This window comes from Microcystis sp. BLCC-F209 (assembly GCF_041928595.1).
In the GTDB taxonomy this organism is placed as follows: domain Bacteria; phylum Cyanobacteriota; class Cyanobacteriia; order Cyanobacteriales; family Microcystaceae; genus Microcystis.
Genome location: NZ_JBHFLL010000260.1, coordinates 1 through 22,098, shown reverse-complemented (window position 1 = coordinate 22,098; position 22,098 = coordinate 1). Strand labels below are relative to the sequence as shown.

Sequence of the window (22,098 nt, the reverse complement as noted above, 5' to 3'; positions counted from 1 at the left end):
CTTAGGTTTGGTGGGCAAAATGTATTCTAAGATACATTCTTCCTAGCGAGCGAGTGGAAGGAACCACAAAGACACAAAGGACACAAAGATTGATCGATCCTATATAAGTTAAACTTATCACACAGAACCTAGAAGAGCCATTTTTTCAGCCCGATAATTATCTGTATTGTCTCTTAGTTTAGTTTTTAGAGGAGACAATCGCCAATTCTTGCCGCCAAACTAGCAGGGATTTCTCCCAAGCTAGTTCCCATTTTTGCGCCAAAAAAGGTCGAGTATTTTTGCCCAAATTATAGGCGATGACAATCTCTTCCCAGAGAGAATGTAAGGAAAATGGAGAAGAAAATAAAGCTCCCAACAATCCCCCTAAAAGTATGACAATAGCTAGAGGGCGACGAGTTTGACTTAACTCAAAAGCTTTCAGTTGCAATTCTCCCATGCCATCGACACCAAAACCCGTTACTATATGCCAGATATCGTGAGTTTGCCGTAGGCGAAGCAGCAGATAATCTGTATCAGAATTTACCTGAATAGACCGATAAAAATTAGGATCAAAATTGAGACTAATTAGGTGAGTAGCATAATGATAACCCAGGGAATCTTCAGGGAGTTTTAGCAGGGTTTCTAAACAGGGACTAGCGGCTAGATATCTTTGGGCAATCATTTGGGCGGTAGCTCGATCGCTTTTAACATATTGTAAAGATAATCGCTGTAACCAACTCTCTTTTAAGCCATCTTCAATATCATATACAGACAGAATGTTACTGGGATTTTGTAAAAGAGAAATTATTCCTTTGGTCACACTGATTAGATTAGTTGTGAATAGCATATAAACTCTCCTAAGTCAGAAAAAAGAGTGAAAATAATCGAAAAAACTGATAACCAATAACTGGGAAAAACTACTCCTTATAGGGATCGTACTGACTCAATATCCGTTCTAACTTTGCTTCGTCAATGCGATTAATTAAGCGTTTAGATTCTTCGACATCGCGGACAGTTTTTGATAAATTAATGGTGGAACCGACGCTAAATAGTAAACCCATGCCTAAATAACCTTTAATCCACGGATCTACTGGTAGATAAATAACTCCTAAAGAAGTGGCAGAAATAGAGACAATAAAAGATAACCAAGTTTGAAAAATCCACGCTTGAGTGTGACTGGGAGCAGTACCGTATTTTTTATCGTTCATAATCGTCTCCTAAATGTTTCTGGAACCATTTTGTCGGTTCTAGAGGTGCAACAACAATGAGCGCTATCTAGTAGGGGGAGGGTTGAGAACTGGGGTGAAGTGGGGTGAAGTGGGGTGAAGTATCAAGTATAATCGTTGTCAGAATCTAGGACCGAAAAGATGGAGATCAAACACCTGAAAATTTGGTATTCTTGGGAAAAACAAGAACAAATGATCGAGCGCTTAGTGGGGAGAGTGGGATTAACCCGGGTGCGTGCCACTTGTTTTCTGCGTCTCTGGATTTATGCGATCGCCAAGGAGGCACAGGCAAAACCCCCTTTATCCCAGTTAATTTTTCCCACCACTGCCATTATCTGTACTCATCGGCAAGCATCGGATTTATTTTATCAGGATCAGGACCAGGGCAGCGAACGCTCGGCGGGTATGATGTTAGATAAATTAGCGGCCCTTGGTTTAATTGAAAAAATTTTTGACGGCAACACAACCAGAATTAAAATCAAGTCAATTACGGGGATTTTAGAGCCTGATAGCTCGGAATCATCTGTAGAATTGCAATTAGATCAATTTAATCCCCGTTGTGATGCGATTCCTGTGGCTAACTTGCTGACACGCAATTATAACTGGATGAATCGCAATGCTGAAGCAATTCCCCATCGCATTTCTCGTCTGTTGCGGGGTTGGTCAAAAGATTACACCACAGGTATGCGAGTTTTGCGTCGGGTAGATAATCTTAATCCCGTCGGTTTTTATCTCCTCTATCCCACCGCAAACGAGTCGGAAGCCAATTTTTTTACCTCTCCTAACAAGAGTTTACATCTAAGTGCGATCAACGAACAGGATCCTTTTAAAATGGCATCTGTGGGAGATGAAAATTGTCTTTCGGTATTTATTCGCAGTTGGATGATTGATGCTAATTATTTAGAAAAATATCGTTTAATCTTCCTGCAAGATGCCCAAAAAACTCTCCAGAGAATGACCTTAGATTTTCCTAATCTCTGCGATTTACATACTTTGATTATTCATCCCGATTATGAGAAATTAGCCGCCGCCTTGGGATTTCAAAAAACTATTCAGGAATCCCCAAACTCTATTTATTGGATGTATTTAGGACTCGATCGCTTTTTATCCCTAGATATGAGTGCAATTCAATTTTAATCGGGAGTGGGGAAATTATGAATTATGAATTATGAATTATGAATTGGGGAGTGGGGAGTAGGGGGAAAAAATCCATAACTGGGTTTTTGAAGTTCGATCGAGAGTTAGTCGTAATATTAAAAGCGGATTTGGTATAACATCTTGTCAATAAGTATTGTTATAATAATGACATCAATTAAGCTATAGTCGCCTATGTCTGAACAATTGATCGCTAATCTTGCTAATGCCTTTAAACCAGTTCCTTTACCTGCTGGTAGTCCCTTTTATGTGGATCTAAAAGCAGTGAGAGCGGATGCTGATGTTTGTCAAGATTTAGGCAGAAAAATTATTCGTTCGCTGCCACCAGACTACACCCATCAACTCTACACAGGACATCGAGGAGGGGGGAAATCCACGGAATTATTGCGGCTGAAAAAATATCTAGAGCAAAAAAATTGTTTTGTTGTTTATTTTGCGGCAGATAAAGACGATATCGATCCAGAAGATGCTCAATATACAGATATTCTCATTGCCTGTACGCGCCATTTATTAGAACAACTAAAACAGGCTAATTCAACCCCCTTAAAAAACTGGATAAAATCCCGTTGGCAGGATTTAATTGATTTAGCTTTAACAGAGATTAAAGTGGAAGATGTCAAATTAGAAACGGGAGACTTGATTAAATACTTTGGTAAATTATCTGCGGCGATTCGGGCAATTCCTAGTCAAAGACAAGAAATAAGAAATAAAATCAATCCTCATACTGTTACGCTGTTAACAGCACTAAATGAGTTTATTGATAATAGCAAAACTGTCTTAGATGATTCAACAAAATTAGTGGTAATTGTTGATAACTTAGATCGCATTGTACCGATATATCGGCGAGATCATAAAACTAATCATGATGAAATTTTTTTAGATCGAGCTAATCAATTAAAGGGGTTAAATTGTCATTTGATTTATACTATACCTATTTCAATGGCCTATTCTAATCGGGCCAATGATCTAAGGGATATTTATGATAATGACCCGATGGTTTTACCGATGATTATGATCCGCAATCTTGATCGTACTATTAATCCTGATGGTATGGCAAAAATTAAGGCTATTATTGAGAAAAGAACGCAGCAATTTTTACCGAAGAAAAAGCTAGAAACAGATATTTTTGAAAGTCAAGAAGTTCTGGAGCGATTATGTTTAATGACTGGAGGTCATGTACGAAACCTAATTTTATTAATGCAAACCGCTTTAGATCATGTGGATGCTTTACCTATTACCGCAAAAGCTGCTCAAAGAGCAATAACTCAAGCTAGAGATGTCTATCAGAGAACAGTAGAACACGAGCAGTGGAAAATTCTGGCTAAGGTATATCGTACCAACGAAATTCAAAATGATGAAGCTCATCGTAAATTATTATTCAATCGTTGTATTTTACAATATGCTTATTTTGATGCAGATGCAGAGTTAAAAAGTTGGTATGATGTGCATCCTTTAATTACCAAAATTAAGGAGTTTAATGATGAATTATGAATGATGAATTATAAATGATGAATGGGGAGCGGGAAACAGGGAACAGGTGAGAAAATTAGTGTACCTCATAAATCTGAATACAGCTATATATAATAATGACAAACCAAAAAGTAAAACCCTTAACTAACTCTCAGGAATCGGATTTTGAAGGATTGCTAGAAGAGCAACCCCTAACAGCAGCAGAATCCTATCAAGCATTACTGCGATCGCTGAGACGAAAAAATGGCTTTAATTTACTCTTTGTTCGCTGTTCTCCCGTGCAAGCTGATGAGATTATTCGGGGAATCAGTCAAGATTTACCTAATAAAAATATTCAAGTCCTGCAGCTTGATTCAGAAACCGATAATTTGTATGAGAAAATTGTCGATCTACCAAATCATACCAATCTAAACATTCTTTTCGTGCGCGGTTTAGAAAATGCACTACTGCGCTACGAAGAAGCGGAAAGTGAAGGCTATTTCTTATCGAGTCAAATTCCGGTTTATGGGGGAACCTGGGCCGGAGTTCCTAAGATTTTAGGCTATTTAAACCTATCCCGTGAGCGATTTGAGCGGCAATTTCCCTTTACTTTAGTATTCCTATTGCCGGAATTTGCCTTGCGGTATTTTATTCGTCGTGCGTCGGATTTTTTTGATTGGTATTCGGGAGTTTATGAATTTCCGACGGATAAGGACATATTGGAAAGAGAAATTAGAAGACTGGTTTATTTAGACGGCGATCTCGATACCTATCAGCAATTTACTCCCCAACAACGACAGGAAAAGTTAGCCGAAATTAAAGCCTATTTAAGCGATTCCCCATCTCTCGATCCTGTTCGAGCATCTGAATTGTGGCATGAAAAAGGCCTAATTCATGCAATGGGAAAAGAATACGAACAAGCGATCGCATCCTATGATCGAGCTTTAGAAATTAAACCCGATTACCATGATGCTTGGAACAACCGAGGGATTGCGTTATATAATTTAGGCAGATTTGAACAAGCGATCGCATCCTGGGATCGAGCTTTAGAATTTAAACCCGATTACCATGAAGCTTGGAACAACCGAGGGATTGTGTTAGCTGATTTAGGCAGATTTGAACAAGCGATCGCATCCTACGATCGAGCTTTAGAATTTAAACCCGATAAGCATGAAGCTTGGACTAACCGAGGGGTTGCGTTAGCTGATTTAGGCAGATTTGAACAAGCGATCGCATCCTACGATCGAGCTTTAGAATTTAAACCCGATTACCATCAAGCTTGGTACAACCGAGGGAATGCGTTAGATGATTTAGGCAGATTGGAAGAAGCGATCGCATCCTTCGATCAAGCTTTAGAATTTAAACCCGATTACCATGAAGCTTGGAACAACCGAGGGATTGCGTTAAGGAATTTAGGCAGATTAGAAGAAGCGATCGCATCCTACGATCGAGCTTTAGAATTTAAACCCGATTTCCATAAAGCTTGGTACAACCGAGGGAATGCGTTAGGTAATTTAGGCAGATTTGAACAAGCGATCGCATCCTTCGATCAAGCTATTAAAATTAATTCAAATGATCCTGATGCTTACTACAATAAAGCTTGCTGTTATGGCTTACAAAACAATGTGGAATTAGCTATCGAAAACTTACAACGCGCCATCAATCTTGATGTCGAATATCAGGATATGGCGAAAACGGATAAAGATTTTGAGCAGATTCGGGGAGATGAGCGGTTTCAATCATTGCTAAGTTAAGTAAATAACAAAAGAGATAACTATCTATGTCGAAAGCAATCCTATCATCAGAATTAGGGTATAATAACTCTTAAGTCACAACTTTCGATCCTAATCAGGAGAACAAGTGCTATGACACTGGCAAACACCCACCAACAAACCATTTTAGAAAAACTGCAAACCCTCAACCCACAACAACAACAACAAGTAATAGAGTTTATTGAATTTTTGCAACTTAAAGCAGATAAGACAGCAATTCATGAGGGAGAAAGAGAAATTTCTGCTTTAGAATCAGCCGGAGACTTAGTGGGGTGTTTAGACAGTGGTAAAGGAGATTTATCCCTAAAAAAGAAGGAATTTAAAAAGAAGCATCTAGTCTAATATGCTTAAAAGAGTAATTCTAGATACGGGGGTCTTAGTCGCCGTTCTCGACCGGAGTGATAATTATCACAATTGGTCAATTCAGCAATGGGAAAAAGTTGCCAAACCTTTATTAACTTGTGAGGCAGTTATCACTGAATCCTGTTTTATTTTGTGAAGTAAATAAAGAGAGAAAATTATTCATGTCAAACAAAACTATTGATCTCAATCAAGTACAGTTAACTTTACAAGAACTACTTGCCTTAATAAAGGTAGATACTGAAATTATTATAACCGAAGGAAACAAGCCTGTAGCTCGTCTAATTCCTTGGGGAGATACTGAAAAAACAACGTCTGAAACTCCTTCTCCTAAGTTACGACAACCAGGACTACACGCTGGAACAATTTGGACTAGCGAAGATTTTGATGAGCCACTTCCTGAAGAATTTTGGACAGGTGAATCATGAAATTTCTTTTAGATACCCATACATTTATTTGGTGGGATAGCGAACCAGAAAAACTCTCTCAAAGAGCTTTAGAACTGTGTAGAGACCCTAGTAATACGCTATTACTTAGTATTACAAGTATTTGGGAAATGCAAATCAAGCTACAACTAGGTAAACTATCACTCAAGATACCTTTAGCAGAAATGATTAATACTCAGCAGGAAACTAACCAAATTGGCCTTTTCTCAATTACAGTCAGCCATGTTTTAGCTTTAAATACTTTACCTAACATCCATAAAGATCCATTTGACCGCTTGTTAGTTGCTCAAGCTAATCTTGAAAATGCTAGACTGATTAGCCATGATTCAATATTAGCAAAATATCCTGTTCAGATAGATTGGTAGATAGTTTCAATATCTTCGAGATTCGAGAAGAGATAAGCTAAGACGCATTTAAACCGCTTATTTTTAAATTAGCCGAACCTCCCCCAATCCCTTTACTGTTGCCTTTTGCCTCGTCTCAACAAGCAATTTAAATTACGAACAGCTTACCTTTTTTCCTCTCATGGTGGCATAACGTCTGTTTCTGGGACTTTTTTGGCTAAAAAAGCGCAAAACCATTGTCTAGTAATGCTTCCAGTTATATTCAGCTAACCCTAATTAAATCTTCTAGCTTTTTGAGATCAATGCCGGTAGCGGTCGTTATCGGGGAACATCACCTAGTAATATTTTTGTATTACTAGGGCGCAGAATCTGCACCCTAGATACCTTACCATCTTAGCGGGTTAAGGCCGCGCCTCTTTCGTACAAAGTGCGGGCATAATCGGTCCAAGTACCCTGGCCCCAATAACGAAAACAACTGGTTTGCAGGAGCAAATTATAAAGCAGTGCCTCCAGATAATCCGGTCGTCGGGTGAAGCTAGAATCCGCCTGTACCAAAGGATCATATTTCTCGTGGAATTGAGCGCTTAATTGGTTCATCGGTTCCAGGACATTTTCGTAACCGCGCACCCAACTGAGATCATTTGTCCAAGATGCCCCATCCATGCTAAAACGGTGGTCGGTCTGTTTTAACTCAGCGATCGCCTGTTCCACTGCTTCCGGGGTAGCGGCATCGGGATTAACTCGCTGCCAGATTTTATGCTGGTGTACGGCTTGAATTGGCGGATAATCTTGGGGATTAACACCAGCGGCCTCGATTAACTCCAGATATTCCGTGCCGTTAAATCCTGCCACACTGGAACCTCCCCGCATTTCCCGCCAAGGAGTGGGAAAATCGCGAGGAAATTCATTCATCATCACGCCACCATTTTCACCGTCGGCAATCTGGGAACCAAGGGAAGGAACCCAAAGGCCGCCGATTTGCTGTTTACCGTGGGATTTGGCCTCGTGGTAGGGTTGCATTTGGGCGACCAATTTGGTGTCGGAACCCTGGGTTTTAATCAAAGCAGTAATCGCAATCACTTCACCGCGAGAATTACGGGCCACCAGGCGATTAGGAATATATTTTTGTTCCTGACTCAATCCCGAACCGTCGAGATTTTCCACCGAGTGTTCCTGTACCAATAACCAACGATAGCCGCATTCTTTCAGAGCTTTAATATACTCGTAGAGGGTATCAGGATGGTTAGGAAGGTGCATTTCCGGGGGAGAGAACCCTTTGACTCGTTTCAGAGCATCCGGGCCAAAAATCGAGGCAAAATAGGTTTGCCATGCTTGCATCTGTAATTTTAGATCAGGAATCGGTGTGGAAGGGGCTACCGCATGACTCCACATCGTCCCCAACCATTCCACATAGGGTTGATATTGACTGTTACAGGTGATTAATTTGAGTTTATCGAGGATATCCTGCCGTCCCATCTGTACCAAACCCCAGAGGAGATTGCCGGAATAATCGAGCATAATCCGGGGATTACAGCCTTCCGCCACCAATTCCGGGATAAAATCGCCCATGCGACTGTAACACCAGGCAAAAACGCTGGCATTATGGTTATCACCATCCCCTTGATGCTCGAACATATACTGGAGATTGCAGATTAATTCACCGTTAACACCCGCGGGGATGGTGGGTTGGTGCATATGCAAGGCACAGGCAAAACCAGCCTCAATATTGTCTAATTTGAGATTTGTCGTCGGTAAAAAGATCGGATCATCGTGATTGACAATCGCCGCGATTTCCTGTTCCCAACCGCAAATAGTCGGTAGTCCGGGGCGGATTTCCGTCATAGCGTTCGATTTCGATGATACGGGTGTAGCGATCATAATTTTTCAGGCGAATAGATTGAGATAGTTTGTCCCCACTCTCCCAGGGACAACTTTTTTTTACTGGCAACAGGTCACTCTTGACTGTTCACTGCTAACTGAGCTAAGAGCGCGAACTTTATCCTATCCCATTTATACTGGGAGTACCCCCCCTCCCGACACAAGCCTTCGTAACTCGTTAAAAATCAAGATGATTCTTTACTGAACTTAACCGATCCTCGCACTATGATCCAAACAACTATCCGCCCTTTTACCTGTAAATTCTAACCATGTTCTCGGCGACTACCGAAATTCTTGTTATCTTCTTCCTCATCCTCCTCAATGGAGTCTTTGCTCTCTCGGAAATTGCCATTGTCTCGGCCCGCAAAATCCGTTTGGAACAATTAGCCAGAGATGATCGACGGGCGGCGGTGGCCTTAAAATTGGCCAATGATCCCAATCAAATTTTATCGACGGTGCAGATTGGCATTACCCTCGTGGGAATCTTTGCCGGGGCCTACGGAGGAGCGAATTTGTCGGCAAGTGTGGCGAAATTATTAGCGCAAGTTCCTGTTTTAGCCCCCTACAATCAAGCTTTGGGATTAGGATTAGTGGTGTTAATTATTACCTATCTATCCCTGGTGGTGGGGGAATTAGTGCCGAAACGTTTAGGTTTAAGTAATCCCGAAAAAATCGCTATCCTTGTTGCAGGTCCTCTCGATCGCTTATCGAAAATTGTTTCGCCTGTTGTCCATCTTTTGAGTCAATCGACTAATCTGATTCTCGGTTTGTTGGGGATTAGCGGTAATAATAATGATTCCCCAATTACGGAGGAAGAATTGAAAATTATGCTTAAACAGGGAACCGAAGCGGGAACCTTTGAGGAAGCAGAACAGGATATGGTGGAAAGGGTGTTAGGATTGAGCGATCGCCGAGTCAGTCAGATTATGACCACGCGTCCGGATGTTGTTTGGCTAGATTTGGAAGATAGTGCCGAAATTAACCGCCAGAAGCTAATTGAGAGCAATCATACCCGTTTTCCCGTGTGTCAGGGCAGTTTAGATGAGGTTTTGGGGGTAATTGAAGTCACAGACTTATTAGCGGATTGTTTAACCGGTGAAAGTTTCGACCTAACGAAGGATTTACAGCAGCCGCTTTTTGTGCCGGAAAGCACTAGGGGTTTAAAGGTTTTAGAATTGGTGCAGCAAAGTGGTCATCATATTGCCTTGGTAGTGGATGAGTACGGGGTGATTCAAGGATTGGTGACGCGTCAGGATATTTTAGAGGCAATTGTCGGCGATTTACCCCAATTAGATAATATTGAAGATGCTCAGATCGTGCAGCGGGAAGATGGTTCTTGGTTGATCGATGGCACAGTGGCGATCGAAGATTTTAAAGAATTATTTGAAATCAGTGAATTACCCGGGGAAAAACAGGGCAATTATCACACTTTAGGGGGTTTTATTATTACCCATCTTGGCAGGATTCCGGGGGCTGCCGATCATTTTGAATGGCAAAGGTTGCGTTTGGAAGTGGTGGATATGGACGGTAATCGCGTCGATAAGGTGTTAGTTACGCTCTTGTTGGATGATTTGTAAGTAATTGTTAGTAAATATCTAGATTATTTTAAGCTTGTGAAGACCGATACAATTTTTTATCAACTCTTGCAAACTTTTCCTGGTTTAATTTTTGAATTACTGGGAGAATCAACCCAGAAAGCTGAAAATTATCAATTCTCCTCCCGAGAAATCAAAGAATTAGCTCGTCGTTTTGACGGTATTTTTTTACCGACCACAGCAGCACCGGAACTAATTATTTACTTTGTTGAAGTGCAATTTCAGGATAAAAGTGATTTTTATTGGCGGTTTTTAACAGAAATTGTCATCTATCTCAATCAGTATAAACCCGTTCAGGATTGGATGGCTGTAGCTTTATTTGCCTCCAGGGATCTCGATCATAATTTTCCCTATCAACTGCGGGGATTTGAGATAACGGGACAGATCAGACGTATTTATTTAGATGAATTAATCGATAGTCCAGATTTGTCTCTGGGTTTAGGAATTATTCAGTTAATCGTCGCTACACCCCAATTAGCACAGCAACGAGGAAAACCACTTTTAGAAAAAGCGATCGCTCAAATTGATGATCTAGTTTTCCAGCAAAAAGTTATAGAATTAATTGAAAGAACCTTAGCCTATAAATTTACTAATCTTAGTCGCACGGAGTTAGAAGCTATGTTCGGATTAGATGATCTCAGACAGACTCGACTTTATCAAGAAGCTAAAGAAGAAGGTCGTGAAGAAGCTAAAACTGAAGCGATCGCTGGTTTACTAGCTTTAGGTTTAAGTATAGAACAGATTGCCACTGCTTTGCAATTAGAATCTACCAAAGTACAAGAGACGGCAGCCAAATTATCCCCCCCAAATTAGAAGGATAAATTATCAAGTTTCTCCCTGATTTTACCCTATTCATTCATATTACGATAGGTAGCCACTGCCGAGGGAGAAATGCGATTGAGATAACGGAAAATCCAATATTTTAAGACTGTATCCAAGATAACGGGAAAAGTGGCGATAAAGAGAAAATTAAACTCGCGATTTTCCGGCAAACCGAAATGACGACTTAAACCTTCTAGGATCACTTCCCAACCGTGGGGAGAGTGGAAACCGACAAATATATCGGTAAAGAGAATAATTAAAAAAGCCTTAGCTGAATCGCTAAGATTGTAGAGAATGCCATCAAGAAAAGACTTGACAATCTCGATTTCCCGACGACTAAAAGCGATAACAAAACCAAAGGCAATCAGGGAACAAATATCGGCGAAAATATTAGCGATCGCATTTAAACCTCGTTGGCGAAATTCTTCACTTAGTACCGCCGCTTTTTTAGTAATTTCTCCCTCGATTTCTTCGTTAGATAATTTGGGTGCTAAACCAATCATACCTCGAAAATGTAAAGCTTCTTCAAATCTTCTCAATTCCGAAAAAGCTTCTTCTTCTAAATCTTGATTGATAAAAATAAACTGTTCATGCCGTTGGAAATATTTATTAACCAAGGGGGTAATCAGGAAAGTTTTGGTTAATTGTTGGGTTAATAAAGGAACAATAATTAACAGTAAAATAAACTTGAGAGAAATGGCTGTTTTATAACGAGAATTGCGAAATTTCTTTAAAACTGCCTCCTCGGATTCCTCCGCTTGCGGATCGATTTCCTGTTTAATGCGATTAAAAGTATTGACAAAAGAACGGGGTAAAACCCCTGGTTTTTCCGTAGCTTTTTGGGATTTATTACTTTTGATTATTTCCTCCTCTTCAGGACTACCGGCCGCTAAAAAAGAGCGATTTCTGGAAGTCTTATTTTTGTCTGTTTCCTGCTCAAAATTTCGGTTCTGGAGACTTTTGGGGACATCTTCAAGATCTTCTTGCCAATAATTACCTTGATATTTTCCGATAACACTATCGATAAACTGAAGTTTTTTCAGACAAACATCTGTGGTGACAGTAATCACCCCATTATTAATTGTCGGTTGATTGGGTCCGAAAGTATTAACGATCGAGCGACTAGCTTTAAACTCAGTCAATCTGACTTTAATTTTTTGCAGATAACCTTTAACTTCTGCGATAAAATAGGAATTAGTGGTAGTGCCATAATTCGAGAACCCATTGGCCACTTTTCGCCCTTGAAAATGCTTGTCTTCTATCTCCTTAATCTTCAAAGCTGCATGATACGCCTCATCTAAAGAACGTTCAGGAGTTTGTAATAACCATTGATTAACACCTTGCAAAATCCGATTAAGATTCATAGAAAACAATTACTTCCACAAGGAAAAAAGCTAGAGTACCGATCAGTCATCTTAACAAATACAATCGAGAAAAAACGATGTCAATCATACCAATTTGGATCGAAGGTGGCACGAGATCAGGAAAAACCACCGCTTTAGTCGGGGAATTTCGGCGCTGGGTGTCTCGCGAGCGCTCAAAATCATCCCCCCTTCCCCGATCGATCTTAGTTTTCGCTGCCAACGATGATAATAAACGGGAATTAGCCGATCAATTAGCCGTTGCCGTTAAGGGTAGCTATCCGATTCTCTGCAAAACCCCTTTAGGTTTTCTCACCGATGAAGTCATCCTGTTTTGGCCGTTAATTTTCGAGTTTTTGGGGCTAAAAGCGCAATTTCCCCGCCGATTACGCCCAGAAACGGAGCAGGAACTCGCCACCCGTCTCTGGCAACCAGCGATCGCTAAATTCTTCCAGCTTACTAGCATAAATGAATATCGTTTCGTCCGTCAAGTTCTCGATCTGTTACAATTAGCCGGCGCTAGTGGTGTTCCCGCAGAAAAGATACCGGAAAGATTAGCCGAGGGATTATCAGAAACAGATTTAAAACGAGTTTTAGCGATTAATGAGCAGGAAACACCAGAAAAAGTGGGAGAATTAATCATTCAATGGCGTGATTGGTCTCTAGAACGTGGTTTATTAAGTTATGGTATCATCTACGAACTCTATTGGCGCTATTTATTCCCTGATAGTCGTTATCAACAGCAACTATTAAAACGCTTCCGGGCAGTTTTTGCGGACGATGTGGACGATTATCCGGCTATTGCCAAGGATTTACTCAGTTTTTTCCTCGATCATGATTGTTTTAGCGTTTTTACCTACAATCCCCAGGGAAAAATCCGCTTAGGATTAACTGCCGATCCCGATTATCTACAAAAATTAGCAACACGCTGTCAAATTATGCCATTATCTACCACTAAGGGGTTAGCTGCTCAGTTTAGCGAGACGATTCTCTCCTTAGTCAGCGACGGTAACTATCTTGGCAATCTTCCCGATCAATTCATCTCCCTGCAAACCACCTCTCGCGCTGAATTGTTACGGAAGACAGCCACAGCTATTATTCAAGCAGTCAAGCAAGGAGCAGTAAAAGCCGAAGAAATCGCCGTTATTGCCCCCGGTTTAGACGAAATCGCCCGTTATAGCCTGATGGAAATTTTAACCGGTGCAGGGATAGCCGTTCAACCCCTCAACGAACAACGACCCCTGATCAGTTGTCCTCTGATTCGAGCATTATTGACCCTTCTCGCCCTTGTTTACCCAAATTTGGGGCGTTTAGCCCCCCAAGAGGCCCTAGCGGAAATGCTGGTGATTTTCAGCCGTTATCGCTGGGATGAAGAAGAGTTAATTCCCGATATCGATCCGGTCCGCGCTGGATTAATTGCCGATTATTGTTATCAAGTGCATCCGGAAAATCCCCGTTTATTAGTGAGCGAAACTTTTCCCCGTTGGGATCGCTTAGGACAAAAAGCTTGTACTGCCTACGAAAGAATTTGTCACTGGATCGAAGGGATGAAAAAACGGCAGCAGCAAGCGAAACTTTTCCCGATTTTTGTCTTAAATCAAGCGATCGAACAATTATTAAACGATGGGGAAAATTTGCCCTTCGATCACTTGGCAGCTTTGCGAGAATTAATGGAAACTGCCCAACATTTTTGGGAGATTGATCGCCGTTTGCGTGAGAGTGAACCCTCTTTTCAAAGTCCCAGCGACACTATTAGTCAGTTTATCCAACTTTTGCGCCGTGGTACAATTACCGCTAATCCCTATCCTGTGCGACAATTTATTAAATCTTCCTCGGCAGTTACCCTAGGCAATATCTTTCAATATCGTTCTTTTCGTTCTAGTCATCGTTGGCATTTTTGGCTAGATTGTTCCTCTCCACTCTGGGAACAAGGAGGTGCTGCTACTCTTTTTGCTGCGCCAATTTTTTGGCGAGAAAGTCCCTATCAACGCTGGACAACAGAAGCAGAATTAGAGGAAAATCAGTCCCGTTTACAGAGAGTTTTAAGGGATTTATTAGCAAGGGTAAGCGAAAAAGTTATACTCTGTCACAGTGATTTAGGAGTATCGGGAACCGATCAAACCGGACAACTTTTATCCTTAGTACAAGCGGCAAAAGAATATGATTAGGTACTAGAACAAAATTAACTTTTTGGTTAGGATAGGCACTCAGGCAATAGGCAAGAGGCAAAAGGGGAAATAAATAATCAGTTTTTAATAACTATATTTAATATAAGGCCTTTTTGGGTTGTAAATTAAAAGCTACCAACCCCAGACCACAAAAGGGTTCTATCCAGCGATAAAAGTTTAGCGAATCAGCAAAACTTTTGATCGATGATACCAGTTTAGTTTTCATACCTTAACATTTAATCGGTGGAACAATGACGATTGTTTTCATTGGCAGTTAATATCAACTTAAATGAATACACTGGGGGAAACATTGAAAATCTATCCTAAAATTTTACCTTAAGCTTTACTAATCTATCGCTTGCCATTAACAATTTCTGAAACCACACCCTTAGAACCAATTTTACCAACTAAATCAGCTTGTTTCCTGTTGTTAGCTGACATTAAGTGTAATAATACTTCCTGTGGTGAAGCTGGTTCGGGTTGAGGTTGTTTGACATCAAAATCCTGAATAATTGTCGCCATTAATTTAACCATCGCGGTTTCTTCTGGTAGTCGATCCTGTTTACTCATTAGATTAAGCAGAAGATGACGCGCTTGCTCATATTCTTCTTCATTTTCAATAATCTTGGGTTGAAATTTAGTCAACAGTTGATTATAAATATTGTCATCAAGTGCTAGAGTCATTTTTCTTTCGGTTAGACTGAACTTTTTGGGTGTGTTACTGCTTAACTTAAACCAGCGATTTTAACCAACTGTACCAAGCATCTAAACCTTCTCCTGTGGTAGCGGAAACTTGAAAAACTTTCAAATTGGGATTAACTTGATAGGCATAATCTAAACAGCGATCGAGGTTAAAATTAACGTAGGGTAGTAGGTCTATTTTTGTCAAGATCATGACTTGAGAAGCGTGGAACATATAGGGATATTTAATCGGTTTATCTTCTCCTTCGGTGACGGAAAGAATGACGACTTTGGCATTTTCTCCCAAATCAAATAAAGCAGGACAAACTAGATTACCGACATTTTCGATCATGACTAAAGAATTCATCGGTGGATCGAGTTCGATTAATCCTCTCTCTACCATTGATGCTTCTAAATGACAACCTGTTCCGGTGTTAATTTGGATAACCTGACAACCGGTTTCACTAATTTTTTGGGCATCATTGGCAGTTGCTTGATCTCCCTCAATCACACTGATAGGAATAGCGGTTTTTAAATCGGCAATTGTGCGAGTTAACAGGGTAGTTTTTCCCGAACCGGGAGAAGAAACCAGATTAAGAGCAACAGTTTTTCTCCCCTTCAACCAACCGCGATTTTGTGCCGCTAACAGATTATTTTTTGCCAGCAGATTTTGCTCAACTTGGAGAATGTTGCCATGAATTTGAGCGTGAATTTCCGCGGGATGATGGGGATGCTCATGATCGTGATCGTGATGGCTATGACTAATAACAGTACCATCGGCTAAAATATGTTCATGGGTTCCCGTTTGCGGATTAGTTACCGTCACTTCCGAGTTATCAGAACAACCACAGGTTACACACATAAGGATTCTGTCTCCAACGATTTGAGATTTAATTCTTGTCCCTGTAAAATGATTATATTGCGACTACCACATCGATCGCAGATTCCGTAGGGATATTCTAGTTCTAGCTCATTTCCGCAATCTTGGCACTGTCCTAAACCAGAAATTTCCAGAATCTCTAACATTGCCCCCTCTATATTAGTACCTTGACAACAGGTATCAAAACAAAAAGCGATCGATTCTGGCATAATTGCCGTTAGTTTACCAATCTCTAACACCACGCGCTTAACTTTCATCCCTCGGGAATGTTCTAAGGCAAGTTCGATAATATTTTGGGTGATTCCTAGTTCGTGCATTTTCAGTTATCAGTTATCAGTTATCAGTTATCAGTTATCAGTTATCAAGGAAATTTCAACTAAAACCCCAAAACCCCAACTATTTGAGGGTTCAAAACAGCAAAAATAAGGATTAAATTGCCTAAAATCTGTAAATAGACCATTTAATTGATTATTATTCATTTTTAATTCTCCTGACTACTGACTCCTGACTACTGACTACTGACTACTGACTACTGACTCCTGACTACTGACTACTGACTCCTGACTCCTGACTCCTGACTCCTGACTCCTGACTACTGACTCCTGACTTCTAACCCTAACAACAAACTTTTTCAGCAAACCCTAATTAACATATTCTCGGTAATTGTTCACCGACTAACATATCGAGAATCCTTTTAGTGCCGAAAGGGGTTTTTAAGTAAACTAAATTGGGGGGAGAAGCGACGACTTCCCCGATAGAAGCGGCATTTTTACCGTCAGGATGGGAACGCATCACTGCTAAAACGCGATTTTCCGCCTCCGGAGGCACGACAAGGACTAATTTGCCCTCATTTGCCAGATAAAGCGGTTCTAAGCCCAATAATTCGCACATTCCTCGCACTTCTTCCCGGATGGGGATCGCCGTTTCCTGTACCTGTATTCCCACCCCTGAACTTTGGGCAAATTCGTTTAAAACCGTGGCTAATCCGCCTCTAGTGGCATCCCGCATCGCTTTAACTTCCGGGCAAACGGCCAGAATTGCAGAAATTAAAGAATTCAGGGCTTGACAATCGCTTTCGATTGTGCATTGCAGGTCTAATTCGCCCCTAGCAATCAGAATGGCGGCTCCGTGATCCCCCAGAAAACCGTTCAGCAAAATGCGATCGCCAACTTGTAAATTATTCGCCCCGGAATTGATTCCAGCCGGAATTACTCCCACTCCAGAGGTATTAATAAATATTTGATCTCCTTGTCCCTTGGGAACGACTTTTGTATCCCCAGTGACGATTTTTACTGCTGCTTTTTCGGCGGCTATTTTCATGCTGGTAACGATGGTTTTTAGGGTGTCGATAGATAAACCTTCTTCGAGGATAAAACTACAACTGAGATAGAGAGGAATTGCCCCACCGACAGCCAAATCATTAACAGTTCCATTGACTGCTAAACTGCCAATATCACCCCCCGGAAAGAATAGGGGAGAAACCACATAGGAATCGGTGGTAAATGCCAAGCGATCGCCTATTCCAGCTAAATCTTTAATTTCAAATCGGGCTTGATCTTCAAGGGTTGCCAGTAGGTTATTATCAAAGTTATTAACGAATATCTCATTAATTAAATCCCGCATTGCGCTGCCACCGCTGCCATGGGAGAGAGTGATATTTGTGTCAGTAATTTTTGTTTTTTTTAATCTTAAAGAAGCTGAAGGAGTGCTAGTCATAGGTGAGGTAGGAAGTTTTCATTTTGGCGAGTCGCTGGTCGATAGCAAATTAGGTTAGACTTTATCTTGATCAGAAACGCTAGTGAAATTTAAAGACGATCAACGCGGCACAGATTCCAGTTTACCTTCTTTTCGTCTGAACATCTCCCCCTGGTCAGGGCGCTATAGCTGACAGTGAGTCGCTATAATAGAGTTCGCCGATCGCTAACTTCTCCCTCGGTAAAATCTCTATGACTGGAAGACTGAACAAGCTACAACAAGATTTAAAGAACATAGAAACGGAAGTGGCAAATTTAGCCGAAAAAATGCGAGAAAAATACCGAATTTATCTTGATTTACTCGGTGAATCTCTCTATAAACAGGAGATCGGGGCAGTGTATTATATCTGTACCCGTTACTATGGGGGGGAATTTCTGGCTCTCTCCCACAGCAATCGTCAGAAACTGCAAGAGGAGATCAAAACTCTAGGACAAGAGGCTAAAGCCAGTTTACAGCAATTGGGTGAGCGGAGCTTCGATCGAGGGGCATTTTCAGGGGTAGGATTGCCAAAAAGTCCAGCAGAGACAGTTAACACCCCAGATTTCTTGAAACTTTTTCTAAACAAACCGGAAAATCTAGCCGCAACTGGAGAGATTAATAACCCCGATATTTTACTCCATTGTTGTCGAGTGCTGGAAAAAAACTGTATCGAGATTCTCAATCATCTCTCTAAACAAATTAATCAGCAACTACAAAAAGCTTATATTCTTCCCCCTCATCTACCCAGTCAAATTATCGATATGGCAATTGAAGCGGGAGAAGAAAGACAGTCTCTAGGGGGAGGAAATAATATGTTAAACATTCTAGTGGAAGCTAAAAACCCTGAACCAGAGGAGGAAAAAGATGAAGATGAAAATGATGGGGATGATCAGGATTTTTCAAGCGGCAAAGTTACTAAAGTAACGGCAATTCATCTACGAATGGCTGAACTGGAATTTGCTGATGCTCGCTTAAGTGTCGAAAGAAATCAAATTCGCTCCCTTTGGGAACAATTAAATCGTCTAGGAGAACAATATCATCGTATTCGCAAAGAATATACTATCGCTCAAGCGGAAGCGGCGTGGCGCAGTAGTTGGTATGATTAATCAGTTATAATTAAACAGAGGTATTAGGGAAACATAATACTAGGAAATTTGGAGTCAAGAGGCAATTATGAAAGGGGAAATACCCGACTGGGTGAGATTACAAAAAGCCTTATCTGTGGAAGCGGAAAAAGGTTATCCAGATCTTCAGGGAAATCAATACCGTTTTAGCGAGTTTTTGTGTCTTAGTTTCGGGGATAATCCTCCCGTGGGAATTGCCACCAGTGAGAGAAATCGCTGGCGAGAATTAGCCCAAAAATTTGCCCAATATTCCCAATTTAATCCCAAACAAAGACAACAATTAGTCGTCGAAACTCGCAATTTTTTGCAACAATTACGGCAAACTTTAGAAGCAACCCCTACCCCAAAAGAACCAGCTGCGGCAAAAATTATTAATACCACTCCCATCACGGCAAAGGCTAATTCTCCACGGCAAGTTACCCTCGAACAACCCTTGAAATATCTAGCGGAAGTGGGAGAGAGAAAAGCCAGTCTTTTAGAAAGATTAAACCTCCACAAAGTTGAAGATTTATTATATTATTATCCCCGGGATCATGTGGATTACAGTCGTCAAGTCAATATCGCTAATTTAACCGAGGGGGAAACGGTAACTTTAGTGGGGAATGTCAAGCGCTCTAATTGTTTTACTAGCCCCAAAAATACCAAGTTAGCTATCTTTGAATTGCTCTTACAGGATCGCACTGGACAGATAAAATTAAACCGTTTTTATGCGGGAACTCGCTATACTAATCGTGCTTGGCAGGAAGGACAAAAAAAACTCTATCCCGTCGGTTCGGTGGTGGCGGTTAGTGGTTTAGTCAAAGCGGGAAAATATGGGTTAACTTTAGAAAATCCTGAATTTGAATTATTGGACAGTTCTGGGGCAAGTATTGAGTCCTTAAAAATCGGGCGTATTCTGCCGGTTTATCCCCTCACCGATGGAGTACCAGCCGACCTAATTAGGAAGGCTGTAGTCGCCGCTTTTGGGGCAGTAGAGGCGATAAAAGACCCCCTACCTTTCGGTCTAAGAAAACAATACGGATTAATCGATTTAAAAACAGCAATTACTAACATTCATTTTCCCAATAATTCCGAGAGCCTCAGTCAAGCGCGACGGCGATTAGTCTTTGATGAATTCTTCTTTTTACAATTGGGTTTTCTGCGGCGGCGGCAACAGTATCGTCAGACACAGAAAAGTGCCGTTTTTAGTGCTAGGGGTCAATTAATCGATCAATTTAATCAGATAATTCCCTTTCAATTAACCAATGCTCAAAAACGAGTTATTGAGGAAATTTTAGAGGACTTAGATTCTAGCACCCCGATGAATCGTCTGGTGCAGGGGGATGTGGGTTCTGGCAAAACAATTGTCGGAGTTTATGCTATTTTAGCGGCCCTACAATCCGGTTATCAAGCGGCATTAATGGCTCCCACGGAAGTTTTAGCGGAACAACATTATCGTAAGTTAGTTAGCTGGTTTAATCTCTTACATTTACCCGTAGAATTATTAACTGGTTCCACAAAAACCGCTAAACGGCGAGAAATTCACGCCCAATTAGAGACAGGAGAATTACCACTTTTAGTGGGAACTCATGCCCTAATTCAAGATGCAGTTAATTTCCGCAAATTAGGTTTAGTTGTTATTGATGAACAGCATCGCTTTGGGGTACAACAAAGGGCAAGATTATTAAGCAAAGGAGAGTCTCCCCACGTTTTAACCATGACAGCAACACCGATTCCCCGTACTTTAGCTTTAACCCTACATGGGGATTTAGATGTGAGTCAAATTGACGAATTACCCCCCGGCAGACAACCGATTCAAACCACCGCTTTAAATGGGAATCAAAGAAGGGCTGCCTATGATTTAATTCGCCGAGAAATTGCCCAAGGCAGACAAGCTTATGTGATTTTTCCCTTGATTGAAGAATCGGAAAAATTAGATGTGAGGGCTGCAGTGGAAGAATATCAAAATTTATCAGAAAAGATTTTTCCCAATTTTAATATCGGTTTACTCCATGGTCGCATGAGTTCCGCCGAAAAAGAGGAAATCTTAACAGCTTTTCGCGATAATATTCTGCAAATTATTGTCTCAACTACGGTTATCGAAGTGGGGGTGGATGTTCCCAATGCCACGGTGATGTTAATTGAAAATGCCGAACGTTTTGGCCTTTCACAATTACATCAATTACGGGGGCGCGTAGGCAGAGGTTCCCATCAATCCTATTGTTTACTTTTAAGTGGCACTAATAGTGCTAATTCTCGTCAAAGATTGACGGTTTTGGAACAATCCCAAGACGGCTTTTTTATCTCGGAAATGGATATGCGATTTCGCGGTCCGGGGGAAGTTTTAGGACAACGACAATCGGGTTTACCAGATTTTGCCCTCGCTAGTTTAGTCGAGGATCAAGAGGTGTTAGTTTTGGCAAGAGATGCCGCCGAAAAAATTATGTTAGATGATCCCCATTTAATCACTTTGCCCAATTTGAAACAAGCTTTAGAAGCCAAATATCAACGGATGTTAGGAGCGGATATTTTAACTTGATTTAGATGTTCAGTGATCAGTAATACTAAATCCAGTTATTAAAAACTGATTATTTATTCTCCGTTTTGCAGGAGTGCCTGTCTTGATATGTAGCCCATACTCAACGGATTTAGTATTACTTTCGATTTTATCACTCAATCCAAGCCTTTGGGGGGTAGAACCCCCCAAACCCCCCGTTGGGGGCGTGGCGCCGCCCCCAAACCCCGGAGCGCATTAGTTTTTCGGTGGGATGCTTACACGCAGCCGCTGACTCATCTGTAATAATTTAGGAGTCACTCCGCTTGCAGGAGTGCCTCTCCTGATCTGTAGCCTATACTCAGCAGATTTAGTATAATCAGTAAACAGTAATCAGCGAAAAGACAGCAGCAAACTGGCATTTGATCAGGCTCACCTAATACATACTGCTCATTCAAAACTTAAAACTCAAAACTTAAAACTCAAATCTTAAAACTCAAATCTTATAACTGATAACTGATAACTGATAACTGATAACTGATAACTGATAACTGATAACTGATAACTGATAACTGATAACTGATAACTGATAACTGATAACTGATAACTGATAACTGATAACTGATAACTGATAACTGATAACTTATAACT

At 40.9% G+C, this 22,098-nt stretch carries 20 protein-coding genes and 1 pseudogene; 12 read left to right on the top strand and 9 right to left on the bottom strand.

The features are described 5' to 3' along the window. Positions 1-178: 178 nt before the first annotated feature. Together ACE1AQ_RS16540 and ACE1AQ_RS16535 are read right to left on the bottom strand one after the other, a co-directional pair. Positions 179-826 (bottom strand): Coq4 family protein, encoded by a 648-nt coding sequence (locus ACE1AQ_RS16540; RefSeq protein ID WP_110545036.1) that lies wholly within the window; start codon positions 824-826, stop codon positions 179-181. A 70-nt stretch (positions 827-896) separates the two neighbouring features. Then, positions 897-1,187: a YiaA/YiaB family inner membrane protein gene (locus tag ACE1AQ_RS16535; protein WP_110545034.1), complete on the bottom strand. Its 291-nt coding sequence runs from the start codon at positions 1,185-1,187 to the stop codon at positions 897-899. A gap of 159 nt (positions 1,188-1,346) precedes the next feature. On the opposite strand from ACE1AQ_RS16535, the gene ACE1AQ_RS16530 reads away from it, so the two are divergent. The 7 genes from ACE1AQ_RS16530 to ACE1AQ_RS16500 all read left to right on the top strand — a co-directional run bounded on the left by ACE1AQ_RS16530 (position 1,347) and on the right by ACE1AQ_RS16500 (position 6,752). After that, positions 1,347-2,342, top strand: a complete 996-nt coding sequence (locus ACE1AQ_RS16530) for a hypothetical protein (RefSeq protein ID WP_110545032.1) — start codon at positions 1,347-1,349, stop codon at positions 2,340-2,342. Between the two features lie 192 nt (positions 2,343-2,534). Continuing rightward, a complete protein-coding gene (locus ACE1AQ_RS16525; protein ID WP_374808823.1) occupies positions 2,535-3,851 on the top strand; it encodes a P-loop NTPase fold protein in 1,317 nt (438 codons plus the stop codon). Between the two features lie 95 nt (positions 3,852-3,946). Beyond that, positions 3,947-5,563 (top strand): tetratricopeptide repeat protein, encoded by a 1,617-nt coding sequence (locus ACE1AQ_RS16520; RefSeq protein WP_374808821.1) that lies wholly within the window; start codon positions 3,947-3,949, stop codon positions 5,561-5,563. Between the two features lie 111 nt (positions 5,564-5,674). Next, the gene (locus ACE1AQ_RS16515) at positions 5,675-5,923 is read left to right on the top strand and encodes a hypothetical protein (RefSeq protein WP_288034106.1); all 249 of its coding nucleotides are present in this window, start codon (positions 5,675-5,677) and stop codon (positions 5,921-5,923) included. Position 5,924: 1 nt separating this feature from the next. Then, on the top strand, positions 5,925-6,080 hold the full coding sequence (locus tag ACE1AQ_RS16510) for a PIN domain-containing protein (protein ID WP_002796476.1): 156 nt from the start codon (positions 5,925-5,927) through the stop codon (positions 6,078-6,080). A 25-nt stretch (positions 6,081-6,105) separates the two neighbouring features. Continuing rightward, positions 6,106-6,369, top strand: a complete 264-nt coding sequence (locus ACE1AQ_RS16505; protein ID WP_374808819.1) for a type II toxin-antitoxin system Phd/YefM family antitoxin — start codon at positions 6,106-6,108, stop codon at positions 6,367-6,369. Continuing rightward, the gene (locus ACE1AQ_RS16500; RefSeq protein WP_374808817.1) at positions 6,366-6,752 is read left to right on the top strand and encodes a type II toxin-antitoxin system VapC family toxin; all 387 of its coding nucleotides are present in this window, start codon (positions 6,366-6,368) and stop codon (positions 6,750-6,752) included. The genes ACE1AQ_RS16505 and ACE1AQ_RS16500 overlap by 4 nt, the downstream gene beginning before the upstream one ends. A 372-nt stretch (positions 6,753-7,124) precedes the next feature. On the opposite strand, the gene ACE1AQ_RS16495 is transcribed toward ACE1AQ_RS16500, so the two are convergent. Next, on the bottom strand, positions 7,125-8,609 hold the full coding sequence (locus ACE1AQ_RS16495; protein ID WP_039900272.1) for a glycosyl hydrolase family 57: 1,485 nt from the start codon (positions 8,607-8,609) through the stop codon (positions 7,125-7,127). 269 nt (positions 8,610-8,878) lie between these two features. Here ACE1AQ_RS16495 and ACE1AQ_RS16490 point away from each other — a divergent pair, with 269 nt between their 5' ends. Next, a complete protein-coding gene (locus ACE1AQ_RS16490) occupies positions 8,879-10,186 on the top strand; it encodes a hemolysin family protein (RefSeq protein ID WP_110545026.1) in 1,308 nt (435 codons plus the stop codon). A 36-nt stretch (positions 10,187-10,222) separates the two neighbouring features. Beyond that, positions 10,223-11,017 (top strand): Rpn family recombination-promoting nuclease/putative transposase, encoded by a 795-nt coding sequence (locus ACE1AQ_RS16485; RefSeq protein WP_008203779.1) that lies wholly within the window; start codon positions 10,223-10,225, stop codon positions 11,015-11,017. A 35-nt stretch (positions 11,018-11,052) separates the two neighbouring features. On the opposite strand, the gene ACE1AQ_RS16480 is transcribed toward ACE1AQ_RS16485, so the two are convergent. Beyond that, positions 11,053-12,390, bottom strand: coding sequence for a proton extrusion protein PcxA (locus ACE1AQ_RS16480; protein ID WP_106909412.1), 1,338 nt, complete (start codon positions 12,388-12,390; stop codon positions 11,053-11,055). Positions 12,391-12,467: 77 nt separating this feature from the next. On the opposite strand from ACE1AQ_RS16480, the gene ACE1AQ_RS16475 reads away from it, so the two are divergent. After that, entirely contained in the window at positions 12,468-14,555 is a 2,088-nt protein-coding gene (locus ACE1AQ_RS16475; RefSeq protein WP_110545024.1) for a recombinase family protein, read from the top strand. Positions 14,556-14,652: 97 nt separating this feature from the next. Here ACE1AQ_RS16475 and ACE1AQ_RS16470 read toward each other — a convergent pair whose 3' ends face one another. From ACE1AQ_RS16470 to hypE, 5 genes and pseudogenes are all read right to left on the bottom strand, one after another. Then, positions 14,653-14,781: a DNA adenine methylase gene (locus ACE1AQ_RS16470; RefSeq protein WP_232306212.1), complete on the bottom strand. Its 129-nt coding sequence runs from the start codon at positions 14,779-14,781 to the stop codon at positions 14,653-14,655. A gap of 110 nt (positions 14,782-14,891) precedes the next feature. Continuing rightward, positions 14,892-15,239: pseudogene (locus ACE1AQ_RS16465) on the bottom strand (type II toxin-antitoxin system HigA family antitoxin). A gap of 46 nt (positions 15,240-15,285) precedes the next feature. Beyond that, a complete protein-coding gene (gene hypB / locus ACE1AQ_RS16460) occupies positions 15,286-16,098 on the bottom strand; it encodes a hydrogenase nickel incorporation protein HypB (RefSeq protein WP_002796462.1) in 813 nt (270 codons plus the stop codon). Next, positions 16,089-16,433 carry a hydrogenase maturation nickel metallochaperone HypA gene (locus ACE1AQ_RS16455; RefSeq protein WP_002732104.1) on the bottom strand — a complete coding sequence of 115 codons (345 nt, stop codon included), beginning with the start codon at positions 16,431-16,433 and terminating at the stop codon, positions 16,089-16,091. Before ACE1AQ_RS16455 ends, hypB begins: the two co-directional genes overlap by 10 nt. 328 nt (positions 16,434-16,761) lie before the next feature. After that, entirely contained in the window at positions 16,762-17,832 is a 1,071-nt protein-coding gene (hypE, locus tag ACE1AQ_RS16450) for a hydrogenase expression/formation protein HypE (RefSeq protein ID WP_106909411.1), read from the bottom strand. Between the two features lie 230 nt (positions 17,833-18,062). On the opposite strand from hypE, the gene ACE1AQ_RS16445 reads away from it, so the two are divergent. Further along, entirely contained in the window at positions 18,063-18,956 is an 894-nt protein-coding gene (locus ACE1AQ_RS16445) for a hypothetical protein (protein WP_008203766.1), read from the top strand. A 67-nt stretch (positions 18,957-19,023) separates the two neighbouring features. Beyond that, positions 19,024-21,492 (top strand): ATP-dependent DNA helicase RecG, encoded by a 2,469-nt coding sequence (recG, locus tag ACE1AQ_RS16440; protein ID WP_008203765.1) that lies wholly within the window; start codon positions 19,024-19,026, stop codon positions 21,490-21,492. The last annotated feature ends 606 nt before the right edge of the window (positions 21,493-22,098 follow it).